The sequence below is a fragment of the Streptomyces sp. 2-1 genome (assembly GCF_048564895.1).
In the GTDB taxonomy this organism is placed as follows: domain Bacteria; phylum Actinomycetota; class Actinomycetes; order Streptomycetales; family Streptomycetaceae; genus Streptomyces; species Streptomyces phaeochromogenes.
The window spans coordinates 11104212-11123789 of sequence record NZ_CP183383.1 but is presented as its reverse complement, the minus strand read 5'-3'; the positions used below and the strand labels follow the sequence as shown (position 1 = coordinate 11123789).

Annotated in this window: 2 protein-coding genes; both read right to left on the bottom strand. The window is 70.6% G+C overall.

From position 1 onward, the window contains the following. Window positions 1–59: 59 nt before the first annotated feature. A complete protein-coding gene (locus ACN20J_RS48575) occupies window positions 60–5996 on the bottom strand; it encodes an SDR family NAD(P)-dependent oxidoreductase (protein ID WP_419668644.1) in 5937 nt (1978 codons plus the stop codon). Beyond that, a complete protein-coding gene (locus ACN20J_RS48570; RefSeq protein ID WP_419668643.1) occupies window positions 5993–19243 on the bottom strand; it encodes an SDR family NAD(P)-dependent oxidoreductase in 13251 nt (4416 codons plus the stop codon). The genes ACN20J_RS48575 and ACN20J_RS48570 overlap by 4 nt, the downstream gene beginning before the upstream one ends. Window positions 19244–19578 lie beyond the last annotated feature (335 nt).

Here is a 19578-nt window from a genome sequence, read left to right as displayed (position 1 = left end):
CCTGAGAAGGTGTCGAGTGCGGTCGTCGTCGCCTCCGGCCGAGAACATCGGCCGGGTGGTCACTGCCGAGGTCGATCCTGGCGAAAGCCGTTGTCGAGCAGGGCGAACAACTCGTCGTCGGACGCCGTCCGTAGGCGATCGCCTACGGCCTCAGCGGCAGCGGCAGGGCCGGAATCTGCGAGACCCGGCTGCTCGTTTTCCGTGAGCGTCGCGAGCAGCGATTCGAGTCGCCGGGTGACTCGGGTCCGCAGGTCATCGTCGGCGGCGGCCCCGAGTGCGTCGTCGAGTTGGTCGTGGAGCCGGTCGAGGGTGTCGAGTACGGCGGTCTCCGAACCGGGCATCTCGCGGACCAGGTGGGCAGCGAGCGCCTGTGGGGTCGGATGGTCGAACACCACGGTGGCCGGCAGGCGCAGCCCTGTTGCGGCGGTGAGCCGGTTGCGCAGTTCGACAGCCGACAGCGAGTCGAAGCCGAGTTCCCGGAAGCTGCGGTCGAAGACGATCGCAGCTGTGTCCCCGTGTCCCAGTACGGCGGCGATGTCGGTCCGTAGGACGTCGGCCAGTACGGCCGTCCGTTCGGAGCGCGATGTCCCGGCCAGGCGTTCGGCGAGCGTGGGGGTGTCCTGGAGGCGCGGGTCGGGCTCGTTCACGCCGTTCGCCGCGTTCGTCCCGCTCGTCAGGGCCGTGGCACGCGCAGGTGCGGCGAGGGAGCGCAGCACTTCGGGTATCCGGTCTCGGGCGCTGCGGTCGCCGAGAGCTGTCGGGTCGACCCGCATGGGCAGGATCATCGCTGTGTCGCCGCCGACCGCGGCGTCGAGGGCGGCGAGGCCCTCGGCAGGGAGCAGCGGGGCGATCCCGATACGCCGTAGCCGGGCGCTGTCCACGGAGTTGAGTGTCTCGGCCATGCCGCTGTCCCACGGTCCCCAGGCCAGGGACACCGCCGCCAGCCCTTCGGCCCTGCGCCATACGGCGAGCGCGTCGAGGTACGCGTTGGCCGCCGCGTACCCGGATTGGCCCGCGCTGCCGAGGGTCGCGGCGGCGGAGGAGTAGAGCACGAAGGCGGAGAGTGGCGTCTCCAGGGTCAGTTCGTGGAGGTTCCAGGCCGCGTCGGCCTTGGGGCGCAGCACCCTGTCCAGGCGCTCGGCGTTCTGCGCGGTGACGATGCCGTCGTCCAGGACTCCGGCGGTGTGGACGACGGCGGTCAGCGGCCGGTCGGCGGGGATGCTGTCGAGTACGGCGAGCAGGGCATCGCGGTCTGCTGTGTCGCAGGCCACGACATCGGCATGGGCTCCCAGTTCGGCCAGCTCGGCCATGAGTTGCCCGGCGCCTGGTGTCTCGGCTCCGCGCCTGCTGAGCAGGAGCAGGTTCCGTACGCCGTGGGTGGCCGCAAGGTGCTTCGCCGCCATGGCACCCAGGCTGCCGGTGCCGCCGGTGATGAGGACGGTGCCTTCCTCGGGCCAGGCCGGCGCGCTCGTAGCCGGGTCGGCGCGCACGAGGGCGGGGTGGAGCAGGACACCTTCGCGGACGGCCAGTTGGCCGCCGAGCGCGGCGGCGCCGGTCAAGGCCCGCCGCGAGGCGGGTGCTTCGTCGATGTCCACCAAGGCGATACGGCCCGGGTGTTCGGCTTGTGCGGAACGCAGCAGCCCCCATGCGGTCGCGGCGCCGGGATCGATGCGGCCGTCCCCCGTGTCCACGGCTCGGCGGGTGACGAAGGTGAGCCGCGCATCGCCGTGGCGCTCGTCGGTGACCCATCGCTGGACGAGGGTGAGCGCCCGCAGGGCCATGTCGCGTGCCGCGTCCGGTCCGGGGTGCGAGCCCGGCGCCGGACCGAGGTCGACGACGAGGTGGAATCCGTCCCGGCCGCTCTCCTCGGCCGCCTTGGTGAAGAGGTCCTCGTCGGTGGTGTCGGCCCAGCGGACGCGGGTGTCCTCGTGGCGAGCCTGGGCCGCCGGCACCGTGCCGAGCGAGGTGGTCCACCGCAGCCGGTGGAGTGGCAGGTGTGCGGCTCCGGCCGCGGCGAGCCGGCCGGCGTCGGTACGGCGCAGGGCGAGCGCGTCCACGGTGAGGACCAGGCGTCCCTGGGGGTCGACGGCCGTGATCGTGACGGTCTCCGGTCCTGCGGCGGTGGGTGCGATGCGTACGCGCAGGATGTCGGCACCCCGGCCGTGCAACCTGGCGCCGTTCCAGGAGAAGGGCAGGAGTCCGTGTTCCAGGCCGAGGCCGGACGCGATGGCGTGGAGTGCGGCGTCCAGGAGCGCGGGGTGGACGGCGTAGCGACCGGCTTCGTCGGCGTACGCGCTGGGCAACCGCACTTCGGCGAACACCTCGGCGCCGCGCCGCCAGGCGGCGGACAGACCGCGGAAGGCAGGACCGTAACCGATCCCGGCCTCGGCGAAGCGCTCGTACTCGGTCGTGATGTCGAGCGGCGCGGCATCTTCCGGTGGCCAGGCCCCGTCGAGTCCGGGGTTCTCGGAATGCCGTTCACCCGGGCCCAGGGTGCCGGAGGCATGGCGGATCCACCGGCTTCCTCCCGGCGCGTCCGAGCGGGCTTGGTCCGAGTGGATCCGAAGGGTGCGGCTGCCGTGCTCGTCCGGGGCTCCGAGCACGACCCGCAGGCGTACTTCCGCGCCCGGCGGCAGCACCAGCGGGGTCTCGAAGGTCAGTTCCGTGACGGTGTTGTCCGCAGGAGCAACGGCGTCGGCGGCGTACTGCGCCAGCTCCAGGAGAGCGGTTCCGGGTACGACCACCTGACCCCCCACCGTGTGCTCGGCGAGCCACGGGAGGCGGGAGGTGGACAGCTGCCCCGTCCAGACAATGCCCTGCTCCTCGGGCAGGACCAGGCAGGCCGACAGCAGCGGATGCGGACTCTCGTCGAGCCCCATGGCGTTCGGGTCGAAGGCTGTCGGAGCGTCCAGCCAGTAACGCCGCCGCTGAAAGGGATAGGTGGGCAGGCCCGCCGCCAGCCGGTCGACGGCACCGACGGGGCGGTCGGCGAGGGTGACGGGCACCCCGTGGACATACGCCTCGGCCACCGCGCGGGTCACGGTGTCCCGCTCGCCGTGGCCCCGCCGCAACACCGGAATCGTGAGCGGAGTGCGGGAGGCGGCCTGTGGTGTGTCCTCGTCCAGGCATGAGCGCGCCATGGCCGTGAGCACCGCGTCGGGACCCAGCTCCAGGAACGCGTCGATACCGTCGGCGCGCAGAGCACGCACGCCGTCGAGGAACCGTACCGGCTGACGCACATGGCGGACCCAGTGGTCCGGGGTGCACGGGTCAGCGGCGGTGCCGTTCTCCAAGGTCAGGTTCGACATGAAAGGAAGCGTCGGTCGCCGGTAGTGCAATGCGCGAGCAACTCGTTCGAACTGTGTCAGCATGCCGTCCATGTGCGGCGAGTGGAACGCATGACTGACAGTGAGCCGCTTGGTGTCCCGGCCCCGTGATCGCCACAGCTCCACGAGTTCCAGTACGGCCTGCTCGTCGCCCGCGACGACGACCGAAGCCGGGCCGTTGACGGCCGCGAGCGCGACCTCCGTCTCCCGGCCCACCAGGCAGGGTGTCATCTCCGCCTCGCTCGCCGCGATTGCTGCCATCGCGCCCCCTTGGGGCAACCCCTGCATCAGCCGGCCGCGTGCGGTGACCAGGGCGCACGCGTCGGCGAGGTCGAGCACTCCGGCGACATGGGCGGCGGTGATCTCGCCGACGGAGTGCCCCATGACGGCGTCCGGCCGTATGCCCCATTCCTCGGTCAGCAGCCGGAAGAGGGCGACCTCCAGGGCGAAGAGCGCGGGCTGGGTGTAGTCCGTGCGGTCGAGCAAACCGGCTTCCCCGATCGCGGGCCCAGTCCCGGTCCCAGTCGCGGGCCCAGACCCGATCACGGCTCCGGCTCCGGCTCCGGCTCCGGCCGAGTTGAGAGCCGGCCCCGACTCCGCCTCCGACTCCGTTTCGCCGAACATCACGGTTCTCAGCGGCCGTTCGAGGTGGCGGTCCATCTCGGCCCAGATCTCGTCCATCGCCCGGGCGAAGACGGGGAAACGGGCGTAGAGCTCCCGCCCCGCGCCAGAACGCTGACTGCCCTGGCCGGAGAAGAGGAACGCCACCCGGCGGTCCCCGGACGCCACGCCGGTGACGAGGCGCGCGTCGGGCCCTTCCTCTCCCTCTGCGAGGTTCCGCAGCCCGTCCAGAAGGGTCTCGCGATCGTCGCCGAGGACGACGGCACGGTGACGGAAGGCGGTCCTGCGGTGGGCAAGGACACTCGCCAGAGCGGCCGGAGCCGCCGACAGACCGCTGAGGTGGGTGTGCAGTCGGCCGGCCTGGTCCCGCAGCGCATCGCTGTCCCGGCCCGAGAGCGTCCAGAGCACGGGCGTCGTGCCGGAGGAGACGGTCTGCGGTTCTGGAGCCGCCGCCGGATCCGGAACCGGTTCCTGCTCCTGCTCCTGCTCCGGAGCACTCTCCAGGATCACGTGCGCGTTGGTACCGCTCGCCCCGAAGGACGAGACACCAGCCCGCAGCGGCTCGCCGTCGGCCCGCCGGGGCCAGGGCCTGCGGTCGGTCAGCAGCCGAACCGCACCCGCCGACCAGTCCACATGCGACGACGGCGCATCCACATGCAGTGTCTTCGGCAGCACACCCTGCCCCATGGCGAGCACCGTTTTGATGATGCCCGCGACACCGGCCGCCGCCTGCGTGTGTCCGATGTTGGACTTCAGCGAACCGAGCCACAGCGGCCGGTCGGCAGGCCTCCCCCGGCCGTAGGCGGACAGCAGGGCCTGTGCCTCGATCGGGTCGCCCAGCCGGGTCCCCGTACCGTGCGCCTCGACCACGTCGACCTGGTCTGGACGCAAGCCGGCGTTGCTGAGCGCGTCACGGACGACCCGCTGTTGCGCCAGGCCGTTCGGCGCGGTCAGGCCGTTGCCGGCACCGTCCTGGTTGACCGCCGAGCCCCGGATGACGGCCAGTACCGGCCGGCCCTCGCGCCGGGCGTCGGAGAGTCGCTGCAACAGCACCATCCCTGCGCCCTCACCGAACCCCGTACCGTCGGCGGCGTCGGCGAAGGCCTTGCAGCGCCCGTCCTCGGCCAGCCCGCGCTGCCGGGAGAAGTCGATGAACATCGTCGGTGTCGACAGCACGGTCGCCCCGCCCGCCAGCGCGAGGTCGCACTCCCCCAGCCGAAGCGCCTGCGCGGCAAGATGCAGGGCGACCAGCGACGACGAGCAAGCCGTGTCGATCGTTACAGCCGGTCCCCGCAGTCCGAGGGTGTAAGAGACGCGGCCCGAAGCGACGCTTCCCGCACTGCCGTTGACCAGATAGCCCTCAAGGTCGGCAGGAGCACCGGACCGTGGCTGATGGATCAGGCGTGCGCCGTAGTCGTCGTACATCACGCCCGCGTACACGCCGGTGCGGCTGCCCCGTACGGTCGTCGGGTCGATCCCGGCACGTTCGAGAGCCTCCCATGACGTCTCCAGCAGCAGGCGTTGCTGCGGGTCCATGGCGAGGGCCTCGCGCGGCGAGATGCCGAAGAACTCGGGGTCGAAATCGGCGTGGTTGTCGAGGAATCCCCCTTCACGGGCGTAGCTCGTACCCCGGGAGTCCGGGTCGGGATCGTAAAGCGCGTCCAGGTCCCAGCCGCGGTCCTCGGGCAGGCCGGACACGGCATCCGTGCCTGTCTCAAGAAGGCGCCACAGATCCTCGGGGCTCGTCACGCCGCCGGGGAGCCGACAGCTCATCGACACGATGGCGATGGGTTCACGGGCGCCGTCCTCCAGCGCCTGGAGCCGCTCGCGGGTGGCCAGCAACTCGGTGGTGAGCCGCTTGAGGTACTCCCGCGCCTTGGATTCCCGCGCTGCGGGGTCCCGAGTCGAGGCGGCGGCGTCGGCGGCGCGAGAGCCGACGTTCCGGCTGCCGGGATTCCTGGCGTCGGTCTTCCGAGCGTCGGTGTCCGGGGCATCGGTCTTCCGGGCATCGGTCTTCCGGGGCTCTTCGCGTCGGCCGTCGCTGTTCACAGTTGCTCCTCGATGAAGGCGAAGAGGTCGTCATCGCTGACGGAGTTGAGCCGTTCCTCGACCGCGGCCCGGGAACCGGCAGGGTCTTCGGCAGACCCACCGGCCGACCCCGCCGGAGCCGCGCCGGTGGCACCGACCGCCGTGAGCGCCTCCTGCAGATGCATACGGACCACGTCTCGCCTGCTGTCGTCCGCGTCCATGCCGGCCACGGCGGTCAGCAGGGCCTCCAGGCTCGTCAGAACGGCGGCACCCGCGTCCTCGGGCCCCGCGTCGAGGCCCAGTTCCGCGCCGATGTGCTCCGCGACGGCCTGGGGCGTCGGGTGGTCGAACACGACGGTCGCGGGGAACCGCAGTCCGGTGACGGTGTTCAGCCGGTTCCGCAGTTCCACGGACATGAGCGAGTCGAACCCGCTCTCCCGGAAGGGGCGTGCGGGTTCCACCGCGTCGGGACCGGAGGAGCCGAGGACCTTCGCCACCTGGGTTCTGACCAGAGTGAGCAGTTCACGACCACGAGCCGGTTCGGCCAGGGCCGCCAGCCGCTCGGCCAGTTCCCGAGGCGGGAGGGCCGACGAGGCACCGCCGACTTCGGTGGCCGACACCTCGTTCCGCGCCGTCGGCCCATGCCTGTCCGTTCGCCGCACCACGGTCGCCGGTACCAGTGCCCGCAGCAGTATGGGAACGGCGTCAGGACCGCTCGCGGCCCACTCCCTGCCCAGCGCGGCCGAATCCAGCCTCATCGGTACGAGCAGGGCGTGGTCCGGCGCCAGCGCGAGGGCGCGGTCGAAGAGCGCGAGCCCCTGCTCGTTCGTCATCGGTGCGATGCCCGAGCGCCTCATGCGCCGCAGATCGCGCTCGGCGAGGTGCTCCGTCATCCCGCTGGCCTCACCCCACAGGCCCCACGCGAGGGACAACGCGGGCAGTCCGGAGGCGCGACGATGGTGCGCCAACGCGTCGACGAACGTGTTCGCAGCGGCGTAGTTTCCCTGTCCCGGCCGGCCGAGGAGACCCGCCGCCCCGGAGAACAGCGCGAACACGGCCAACTGCCGGTCCGCTGTGAGTTCGTGCAGGTGGATCGCGGCGTCGGCCTTGGAACGCAGTACGGCATCGATTCGCCCCGGGTCGAGCGCCGTGACCGCACCGTCGTCGAGAACGCCGGCCGCGTGCACCACGCCGGTGAGCGGACGCGTGGGTGGTATGCCCGAGAGCGCCGAGAGCAGCGCGCCGCGGTCAGCCGCGTCGCAGGCGACGAGTTCCGGCTCGGCGCCCCGCTCACGCAACTCCGCCAACAACTCGCGCGCGCCCGGTGCGCCAGGACCGCTGCGGCTCAGCAGGAGCAGATGACGTACGCCGTGACGCTCCACCAGATGCCGTGCGAGCAGCCTGCCCAGCGTGCCCGTGGCCCCGGTGACCAGCACGGTGCCGTCACCGAGGCGAGGACCGTCGGCCGCCACGCCGGGCTCGCCGGCCAGGCCGTCCGGCGTGTGCACACGCGCGAGTGACGGCACGTACATCGCGCCCCCACGGACCGCCAGCTGGGGCGGCCCCTCGGAGATCATGCTCAGGGCGGTCGGGACCGACGCCACCGAAGCCACGTCCGCGTCCATGTCGACGAGTCCGAAGCGCCCGGGATGCTCGGACTGTGCCGAACGCAGCAGCCCCCACAGGCCCGAGCCGGGCAGGTCCGTCACGTCCTCGTCCGCACCGACCGCAACCGCGTGCTCGGTCAGTACGACGAGTCGTACGTCCGCGAACCGCGCGTCGGCGAGCCACTCCTGGACGAACGCCAGCCCCTCGTACAGCGCCTCCCGAAGCCCTTCGGCGAGGGGCTGCCGCGCCCGCGCTCCGGTTGCCTGCCCGAAGGAGACCACAACCGTCTCCGGTGAGGGACCGCCTGCGTCGAGCGCCCGGCGGAGGTCATCCAGGCCCGGATACGCGGTGAACTCCGCACCTCCACCAGCGCCCGCCACCTGCCCGGAGACCCCAGCCGGACCGAAACGGTCGTCGCTCCCGATCAGCGCCCAGCGGCCCGGCGCGCCGCCGGACGGCTCGCTGGCGCGCCAGACGACCTCGTAGAGGGGAGCCGCAGCCGCGGAGCTCCCCAGGAGGGCGGCCAGCCGGGCACGTTCGATGGGACGCATGGCCAGCGCTTCGAGGGAGAAGACCGGATCGCCCGTGAGATCCACGGCCTGGCACGACAGCGCTCCGTCGTCGTCCAGAGCCAACCGGACTCGCACGGTGTCAGCACCCGACGAGTGGACGGCGACACCACGCCAGGCGAACGGCAACAGCATGCTGTCCGCAGGTACGTCGAACAGACCGCCCGCGATCCACGGCTGAAGCGCGGCGTCCAGAAGCGCGGGATGCACTGCGTAGTGGGAAGCGTCGGCAGCCACGCGAGCGGGGAGCCGCACCTCCGCGAAGATCTCCCCCTCGCGGCGCCACACCGCCTCCATACCGGCGAACACGTCGCCGTACTCGTACCCGAGTGCCGAGAACCGGTCGTACAGCACCGCCGGCTCCACCTCCACGGCGTCCGCGGGCGGCCATGCCGCGCTGCCCCATGCCACGTGAGCGGGTTGCGGCTTCGGCGGGCCCACCGGGTTGAGCACACCGACCGCGTGCCGCGTCCAGGGGACGTCGTCCGTGTCCGCGCCGAGGCCACCGACACCGGCGGCAGCCGGATGGTCGTCCGGCCGCGCGTATACGGAGAGGTGTCGCCGGCCCGAGTCGTCGGCATCCCCGACGCGCACCTGGATGTGCACCCCGCCGCGCTCCGGCAGGACCAGCGGAGCCCGCACCTCCAGCTCCTCGACCGCAGCGCATCCGGCTACCGAGGCGGCGTGCAGGGCGAGTTCGACAAAGGCGGTGCCCGGCAGCAGTGCGGTGCCCAGAACCGCGTGGTCGGTCATCCACGCGTGCGCTGCGAGCGAGAGCCGACCCGCGAGCAGCAACTCACCGGAGTCGGCCAGCCGAAGGGCACCGCCGACAAGAGGATGCTCCTGCCAAGTCATGCCGAACCGTGCGGCCGCGACTTCACCGACACCGGCGGGAGAGGTCTCGGCCCAGTAGTGCCGGCGTTGGAAGGGGTAGGTGGGCAGGTCGATGCGGGCCGCGGTGAGCTTGTGCGCGGTGTAGGCGGCCTTCCAGTCGACGGCCACGCCCCGTACGAATGCTTCGGCGGCCGAGGTCCACCAGCGGTGCAGGCCTCCTTCGTCGCGGCGCAGGCTGCCGACCACGACGGTGTCCTCACGGCCCGCCGCATCGGCCAGTTCCTGGATACCGATGGTCAGGACCGGGTGGGCGCTGGACTCGATGAACACACCGAACCCGTCCGACAAGAGCGCCTCGATGGTGTCGGCGAACCGGACCGGCTGACGCAGATTCCGGTACCAGTAGCCACCGTCCGTGCGCGCCTCACGGCCCGGCTCCACGGTGGAATAGAACGGCGTGTGCGGCTCCCGGGCCACCACCGGGGCCAGCAGATCCGCCAACTCGTCCTTGATGGCCTCCACTTGGGCGGAGTGGGAGGCGTAGTCGACCGGGATACGACGTGCCCGCACCCCCTCCCTCTCGCACTGCGCGACGAACTCGCCTACTGCATCCGCCTCGCCGGAGACCACGGTGATGGCAGGGCCGTTGACCGCCGCGACACCCAAACGACCTGCCCAGCCGACGAGACGCTCCTCCACGGTTTCCGCGGGGAGCGCGATCGAGGCCATACCGCCTGCACCGGCCAGTACCCGGCCGATCACCTGCGACCGCAACGCCACCACCCGCGCACCATCACCCAGCGACAGCGCACCCGCGACAACCGCCGCCGCGATCTCGCCCTGCGAATGGCCGACGACCGCATCCGGTGAGACTCCCGCCGAAGCCCACAGCTCCGCGAGTGACACCATCACCGCCCACGTCACCGGCTGCACCACATCCACCCGTTCCAGACCATCCCCGGAGCGCACCACCTCCAGCAGATCCCAGTCCACAAACAGGCCCAAAGCCGCAGCACACTCAGCCATGCGGGCAGCGAACACCGGAGACGACTCCAACAGCGCCGCGCCCATACCCGCCCACTGCGTCCCCTGACCCGGAAACACCAACACCGTGCGACCCACCGGACCAGCCACACCGGAGACCACCGGCGACCTCAAACCCTCCAACAACCCGTCACGGGCGGACGCCACCACCACAGCCCGGTGAGCGAACACCGACCGCTGCGCAGCCGACCACCCCACCTCAGGAACATCCAGCCCGTCGTCCCCGAGCACACGTGACGCCAGACGCTCCAGCCCTGCATCCAACGCGCTCGCCGACGCGCCCGACATCACCACCGGCACCGGATCATCGGAGCGTGCCGGAACCGGATTCACGGCGGAGTCGGTCAGCGCCTCCGGATCGTCCAACGGCGCCTGCTCCAGCACCACATGCGCGTTCGTCCCACTGACACCGAACGCGGACACCCCAGCCCGACGCGCACGGTCCACCGCCGGCCACGCCCGAGCCTGCGACAGCACCTCCACCCCACCGGACGACCAGTCCACTCGCGACGACGGCACCTCGGCGTGCAGAGATTTCGGCAGCACCCCGTGCTGCATCGCCATCACCATCTTGATCACGCCCGCGACACCCGCCGCAGCCTGCGCATGACCGATATTCGACTTCAACGACCCCAGCCACAACGGCCGCTCCACCGGCCGGTCCTGCCCGTACACGGCGAGCAAGGCGTGCGCCTCGATCGGATCCCCCAACCGCGTCCCGGTGCCGTGCGCCTCTACCACATCCACCTCGGCAGCAGAGACCCGAGCGTCCGCCAACGCCCCACGAATCACCCGCTCCTGCGACGGACCATGCGGCGCCGTCAAACCGTTGCTCGCACCGTCCTGATTCACCGCCGAACCCCGCACCACCCCCAACACCCGATGCCCGCGACGCCGCGCATCGGACAACCGCTCCACCACCAACAACCCCACACCCTCGGCCCAGCCCGTCCCATCAGCCGCATCCGAGAACGCCTTGCACCGCCCATCCACCGACAACCCACGCTGCCGCGAAAACTCAACAAACAGACCAGGAGCGGCCATCACGGTGGCGCCACCGGCCAGGGCGAGGTCGCACTCGCCGCGCCGCAGCGCCTGCACCGCCAGATGCAACGCCACCAACGACGACGAACACGCCGTATCCACCGACACCGCAGGACCCTCAAGCCCCAACACGTACGAGATTCGACCCGACGCCACGCTCGCCGACTTACCGGTCAGCAGGTAGCCCTCGTGTTCCTCGGAAGCCTCGTGCAGTCGGGCTGCGTACTCCTGGTGTGTGAGCCCCGCGTAGACGCCGGTGCGGCTGCCGCGCAGGCTGTGGGGATCGATCCCAGCGCCTTCCAACGCCTCCCACGACGTCTCCAACAACAACCGCTGCTGCGGATCCATCGCCACCGCCTCACGCGGCGAAATCCCAAAAAACCCCGCATCGAACTCCCCCGCCCCATGCAAAAACCCACCCTCACGGGCGTACGTCTTGCCAGGTGTGCCGGGCTCCGGGGAGTAGATCGCGTCGAAGTCCCAGCCACGGTCCGTGGGGGGTGCTCCGATGACGTCCCGCTCACCCAGCACCAGTTCCCACAGCGCTTCGGGCGTGTCGACGTCGCCCGGGAACCGGCAGGCCATGCCGACGATCGCGATCAGTTCGTCGTCCTTGGCGGCCTCGAACACCTCGGGGAGGCGCCCGGCCGGCTTTGATTCCCCGTCGCCCGCGAACCTGGAGAGGATGAACCCGGCGAGGGCCGAGGGGCTCGGGTAGTCGAAGGCGATGGTTGTGGGAAGGGACAACCCGGTGGTGGCGTTGACGCGGTTTCGCAGCTCCAGCGCGGTGAGCGAGTCGAAGCCGACCTCCTTGAAGGCCCGACCCGCACCGATGGCGTCCGTGGTGCTGTGCCGCAGTACCGCCGCGGCCTCGCTCCGGATCAACTCGACGAGCCGGTGGAGGCGCTCTGCCTCGGTGCGGCCGTCCAGGAGCTCAGCCAGTCCGGCTGCGCCGGGTTGGGTCGCGCGTTTCCGGAGGGCCGCGTCCAGCGCCTCGCGCGCCTCCCGCACTGTCGAGAAGAGAGGGGTCGGCCGTACCGCTTCGGTGTTCGGCGCGAACCGCTCCCAGTCGACGGCGGCGACGGTCACACAGGTGTCGTCCCTGTCCAGGGCCTGCTGCAGGGCTTCGATGGCGTGTACGGGGTCCATGGCGTCGATACCGCGCCGGACGAGGCCCTCCTCGCCAGTTCCCTCCGCCATTCCACCGCCGGCCCACAGGCCCCAGGCGATCGACGTACCGTGCCGTCCGTCGGCACGGCGGCGCTCGGCCAGCGCGTCAAGGGCGGCGTTGGCGGCGGCGTAGGCGGCCTGACCTCCGTTGCCCCACACGCCCGCGATCGAGGAGAACAGCACGAAGGCGTCCAAGTCCCGGTCAGCGGTCAGCTCGTGCAGCAACTCGGCGGCATCCGCCTTGGGACGGCTGGCGACAGCGAGGCTCTCGGCCGACAGACCGTCGATCACTCCATCGTCGAGTACGCCCGCGGTGTGGAAGACGGCGGTGGGCGGGTGCTCCTCCAGCAGCCCGGCCAGCGCCTCACGGTCGGCCACATCGCACGCCGCGACAGTGACCCGGGCTCCGAGACCGCCCAACTCCGCCACCAACTCGGCCACACCCGGCGCTTCCTGCCCACGCCGGCTGGTGAGCACCACATGCTCCGCACCGCTCACGGCCAGCCACCGCGCCACATGACCACCGAGCGCACCCGTGCCACCGGTCACCAACACCGTCCCACGCGGCCGCCAACGCGTGCGGGTCGAGCCCTGAGCGCGTACGACCCGACGCCCGTACGCCCCTGCGTTCCGGATCGCCATCTCGTCCTCGGTGCCGTCGGCGTTCGCGGCCCCTCCGAGAACAGCGGCCATACGGCCCAGGAGGCGCCGGTCCGTCGAAGTCGAGGGCAGATCGATCAAGCCGCCCCAGACCTCGGGGAGTTCAAGGGCCGCAACTCGGCCGAACCCCCAGAGCCGGGCGCCCGCGTCGTCGGGAACTTCACCCGGCAAGGCAGCTACAGCCCCCTGGGTCAGGGCCCATACCCGGCCGCCCAGACCCACGTCCTTCACTGCCTGGACAAGGGAGACGGACGCCGCCACGGAGGAAGGCGAGTGCGATAGCCCGAGTAGTGACAGCACTCCCTCGACAGGCGGTGCCTCGCCGTCCGTACGCCGTCCCGTGAGCAGCTCCGCGAAGTGGGCGCGGTCGGCACTCAGCGGCACGGATATGCCTTCGACGGTGGCGCCCTGGTGGGTGATTGCGTCGCTGATGTCGCCGGCCAAGTCCGAGTCGACACCCTCCGGAACGACCAGCAGCCAACGCCCTGACAGCTCGGGGTTCCTGTCTGCCGAGAGCCCCTTCCAGACCACCCGGTACCGCCACGCCTCACCGCCAGCAGACTCGGCGTCACGCAGGCCGTGGTCCAGACTCCGAGGGCTCGACTCCAGCCAGTAGTGCTGGCGTTGGAAGGGGTAAGTGGGCAGGTCGATGCGGGCTGCGGTGAGGTTGTGCGTGGTGTAGGCGGCCTTCCAGTCGACGGCCACGCCCCGTACGAATGCCTCCGCTGCTGAGGTCCACCAGCGGTGCAGGCCGCCTTCGTCGCGGCGCAGGCTGCCGACCACGACGGTGTCCTCGCGGCCCGCCTGGTCGGCCAGTTCCTGGATACCGATGGTCAGGACCGGGTGGGCGCTGGACTCGATGAACGCACCGAACCCGTCCGACAACAGCGCCTCGATGGTGTCGGCGAACCGGACCGGCTGACGCAGATTCCGGTACCAGTAGGCCCCGTCTGTGCGCGCCTCACGGCCCGGCTCGACAGTGGAGTAGAACGGCGTGTGCGGCTCCCGGGCCACCACCGGGGCCAGCAGATCCGCCAACTCGTCCTCGATGGCCTCCACTTGGGCGGAGTGGGAGGCGTAGTCGACCGGGATACGACGCGCCCGCAACCCCTCCCTCTCGCACTGCGCGACGAACTCACCGACCGCATCCGCCTCACCCGACACCACGGTGATGGCAGGCCCGTTGACCGCCGCCACACCCAAACGGCCCGCCCAGCCAGCCAGACGTTCCTCCACCGCCTCCACGGAGAGTGCCACCGAGGCCATGCCGCCGGCACCAGCCAGCACCCGGCCGATCACCTGCGACCGCAACGCCACCACCCGCGCACCATCACCCAGCGACAACGCACCTGCCACGACCGCAGCGGCAATCTCACCCTGCGAATGGCCGACCACCGCATCAGGCACCACGCCCGCCGAGGCCCACACCTGAGCCAGTGACACCATCACCGCCCATGTGACCGGCTGCACCACATCCACCCGCTCCAGACCATCGCCGGAGCGCACGACTTCCAGCAGATCCCACTCCACAAACGGGCCCAGCGCCTCCGCGCACTCCGCCATCCGGGCAGCAAACACGGGCGACGACTCCAGCAAAGCAGCGCCCATGCCCGCCCACTGCGTCCCCTGCCCCGGGAACACCAGCACCGTGCGCCCGACCGGCCCAGCCACCCCGGAGACGACCGGCGACCTCAAACCCTCCAGCAGGCCCTCACGGTCAGACGCCACCACCACAGCCCGATGAGCGAACACCGAACGCTGCGCCGCCGACCACCCCACCTCAGGAACATCCAGCCCGCCGTCCCCGGCCAGACGGGACGCCAAGCGCTCCAGCCCTGCATCCAACGCACCTGCCGACGCGCCCGACACCACCACCGGCACGGGCCCTGCTGCCAACTGCGGCTCAGACTCAACCGCCAGATCCGGAGCCTGCTCCAGCACCACATGCGCGTTCGTCCCACTGACACCGAACGCGGACACACCTGCCCGACGCGCACGCTCCACCGCCGGCCACTCCCGCGCATCCGACAGCACTTCCACCCCACCGGACGACCAGTCCACCTGCGACGACGGCACTTCCGCATGCAGGGACTTGGGCAGCACACCGTGCCGCATCGCCATCACCATCTTGATCACACCCGCGACACCCGCCGCAGCCTGCGCATGACCGATGTTCGACTTCAACGACCCCAACCACAACGGCCGCTCCACCGGCCGGTCCTGCCCGTAGACCGCCAGCAATGCCTGCGCCTCGATCGGATCCCCCAACCGCGTGCCGGTGCCGTGCGCCTCCACCACATCCACCTCGGCAGCAGAGACCCGAGCATCCCCCAACGCCCCACGAATCACCCGCTCCTGCGACGGACCATGCGGCGCCGTCAACCCATTCGACGCACCGTCCTGATTCACCGCCGAACCCCGCACCACCCCCAACACCCGATGCCCACCACGGAGCGCATCGGACAACCGCTCCACCACCAACAACCCCACACCCTCGGCCCAGCCCGTCCCGTCAGCCGCATCCGAGAACGCCTTGCACCGCCCATCCACCGACAACCCACGCTGCCGCGAAAACTCAACAAACATCCCCGGCGACGCCATCACCGTCACACCACCGGCCAGGGCGAGGTCGCACTCACCCCGCCGCAACGCCTGCACCGCCAGATGCAACGCCACCAACGACGACGAACACGCCGTATCCACCGACACCGCAGGACCCTCAAGCCCCAACACATACGAAATCCGACCCGACGCCACACTCGCCGTATTACCCGTCAGCAGGTAGCCCTCGTGGCCAGTGGCCTGCTCATAGAGACGGGGCCCGTATTCCTGCGACATGGCTCCGACGTAGACGCCGGTCTGTGATCCGCGCAGGCTGTGGGGGTCGATCCCCGCGTCCTCCAACGCCTCCCACGACGTCTCCAACAACAACCGCTGCTGCGGATCCATCGCCACCGCCTCACGCGGCGAAATACCAAAAAACCCCGCGTCAAACTCCCCCGCCCCATGCAAGAACCCACCCTCACGCGCGTACGTCTTGCCCACCGCACCCGGATCGGGGTCGTACAGTCCCGCAACATCCCACCCACGATCCACCGGGAACGGCGACACCGCATCCGTCCCCGCCACCACCAAGTCCCACAAGTCCTCCGCCGACGCCACCCCACCCGGGAAACGGCACCCCATACCCACAATCGCAATCGGCTCGGCGTCGGTGGCCGCCGTGACGGGACGAACGGGTTGCTGTGTGAAGGTCGTTCCGCTCCCACCGTTGAGCTGGGCCTGGATATGGCGGGCCAGGGACAGCGGGGTCGGGTGGTCGTAGGCCATGGAGCTGGGCAGCCGAAGGCCCGTGGCCGCGTTCAGCCGATTGCGCAGTTCAACACTTGTGAGCGACTCGAAGCCCTGCTCCTTGAAGGTGCGTTCGGCGACGATGTCGTCCGCCGTCCCCCTGCCGAGAGCAGCAACCGCGTGGGTCCGAATGGCAGCGAGCAGGAGCCTTTCCCGCTCTCCCTCGCTCAGCCCGTCGAGCTCGCGGCGCAGAGAGGTGTCCGACGCGCGAGGCCCCTCCGGCACCGCGCTCGCTGTGTCCTCCGCGATATCGAACCAGTAGTGCTGGCGTTGGAAGGGGTAAGTGGGCAGGTCGACGCGGGCCGCGGTGATGTTTTGCGCGGTGTAGACGGCCTTCCAGTCGACGGCCACGCCACGCACGAACGCTTCGGCCGCTGAGGTCCACCAGCGGTGCAGGCCGCCTTCGTCGCGGCGCAGGCTGCCGACCACGACGGTTTCCTCGCGGCCCGCCCGGTCGGCCAGTTCCTGGATACCGATCGTCAGGACCGGGTGGGCGCTGGACTCGATGAACGCACCGAACCCGTCCGACAAGAGCGCCTCGATGGTGTCTGCGAACCGGACGGGCTGACGCAGATTGCGGTACCAGTAAGACCCGTCCGTGACCACCGGCCGGCCTGGATCGACAGTGGAATAGAACGGAACCGACGGCTCGCGGGCGACTACCGGGGCCAGCAGGTCCGCCAACTCGTCCTTGATGGCTTCTACTTGGGCGGAGTGGGAGGCGTAGTCAACCGGGATACGACGTGCCCGCACCCCCTCCCTCTCGCACTGTGCGACGAACTCGCCGACCGCCTCCGCCTCACCCGACACCACGGTGATGGCTGGGCCGTTGACCGCCGCGACACCCAAACGACCTGCCCAGCCGACGAGACGCTCCTCCACGGTTTCCGCGGGGAGCGCGATCGAGGCCATACCGCCTGCACCGGCCAGTACCCGGCCGATCACCTGCGACCGCAACGCCACCACCCGCGCACCGTCCTGCAACGACAGCGCGCCGGCGACGACCGCAGCGGCAATCTCACCCTGTGAATGGCCGACGACCGCATCCGGTGTTACTCCCGCCGAGGCCCACAGCTCCGCGAGCGACACCATCACCGCCCACGTCACCGGCTGCACCACGTCCACGCGCTCCAGACCACGCCCGGAGCGCACTACTTCCAGCAGATCCCAGTCCACAAAAGGCGCCAAAGCCGCAGCACACTCGGCCATGCGGTCAGCGAACACCGGAGACGACTCCAACAGCGCCGCGCCCATGCCCGCCCACTGCGTCCCCTGCCCCGGAAACACCAACACCGTGCGGCCCACCGGACCAGCCACACCGGAGACCACCGGCGACCTCAAACCCTCCAGCAGGCCCTCACGCTCGGATGCCACCACCACAGCCCGGTGAGCGAACACCGAACGCTGCGCCGCCGACCACCCCACCTCACCAACACCCAGCCCGCCGTCCCCGAGCACACGTGACGCCAGACGCCCCAACCCCGCGTCCAAGGCACCCGCCGACACACCCGACACCACCACCGGCACCGGCACCGGCACCGGCACCGGCACACCAGCCAACCGCGACTCGCACTCCACCTCCACAGCCGAAGCCGAAGCCGAAGCCGGGACCGGAGCCTCCTCCACCACCACATGCGCATTGGTCCCGCCCATACCGAACGCCGACACCCCCGCGACGCGCCGCATGCCCATTTCCTCGGTCCACGGCTCCAAGGCGGTCTGCACACCCATGTGCAGCTGCTCCATCGGGATGTCCGGGTTCGGTACCCGGTAGTTGAGGCTGGGCGGCAGCACTCCCTCGCGTACGCACAGCGCGGCCTTCAGCAGACCGACGATGCCGGCCGCGCCTTCCAGATGACCCACGTTGGTCTTGGCGGAGCCCACCGAGAGGGGGGAGGCTCCTGCTCCGGCGCGGGCGGTGCCCAGGACCGTGCCCAGGGCGGCGGCCTCGACCGGGTCGCCCACCCTCGTGCCCGTACCGTGCAGTTCGACGTACCGGACGGCCTCCGGGGGGATGCCGGCCTGTACGTATGCCGCGCGGAGCAGCGCTTCCTGCGCCTCACGGTGCGGGGTGGTCAGGCCGTCGCCGCCGCCGTCGTTGTTGACCGCGCCGCCCTTGATGACGCAGTGCACACGGTCCCCGTCCGCGATGGCCTTGTGCAGGGGCTTCAGAACGAGGGCGGCGCCACCCTCGCCCCTCACGTATCCGTTGGCTCGGGCGTCGAAGGTGTGGCACTGCCCGTCCGGGGAGAGGGCGCCCATCATCTCCATGGCGGTGGTGCTGTCATCGGCCAGGACCAGGTGCACACCGCCGGCGACGGCGAGGGTGCTCTCCCCGCGTCGCAGGCTCTCGCAGGCGAGGTGCACGGCCACGAGGGACGACGACTGGGCCGAGTCGACCGCGATGCTCGGGCCTCGCAGGCCCATGAAGTAGGACAGGCGGTTGGGTGCGAGCGCGCGATGCAGGCCGGTGGCCGTGTGGCCGCCCGCTTCCGTGCCGGCGCGGTGCACGAGGGTCGCGTAGTCGTCGGAGGCGATGCCGACGAAGACACCGGTGTCGGTGCCGGCAAGCCGGTCGGGGGCGACGCCGGAGTTCTCCAGAGCCTCCCATCCGAGTTCGAGCATGAGGCGGTGCTGAGGATCGGTCTCGCCCGCCTCGCGCGGGGACATGCCGAAGAACTCGGCGTCGAAACGGCCGTGTTCCGCGAGTGCGGCCCGCCATGTGCCGTCCGGCCGACGCGTGACCTGGTTGCGGCCGGCCCGCAGAAGTTCCCAGAACTCGTCCACGGTCTCGGCACCGGGGAGGCGGCAGGACATGCCGATGACCGCGATGGCGGCGTCAGTGCCGGGGCCTGGTCCGGAGCCGCCCTGCTGACCGATGCCACCGCTTTCACCGATGCCACCGTTTTCATCGGTGTCGCCGCTGCCACCGATGCCGCCGTTGCCACCGATGTCGCCGTTGCCATTCACACCGAATTCCGCGTTCATCAAGTCTCCGTAGCCAAGGCCATAGCGAGTGGCGCGATGGGCCGGTGTCCGAACGAAGCAGGGCGGGAGGGGCCGAGTTCCGGGGCACCGAGCTGATCGTCAACTCCGCCAGCCAACCTCCGGTTGGGACGGCGACTCGATATTTGTCCGGGAACTGTGTCAGGTCGCTCACCCACCCCGAACGTGTCATCAGTACGGGAGTTGAGCGCCCTCGGGCACTATGTCAGGTCCCGTCTTGCGGACGGAGAAGGCAGCCATCTAGCTTTCTTGGCGTTGCACGACATCGGTACGGCATTGGCCCCATTGACATGGCTCGAAATTGTGCGACGAGCCTT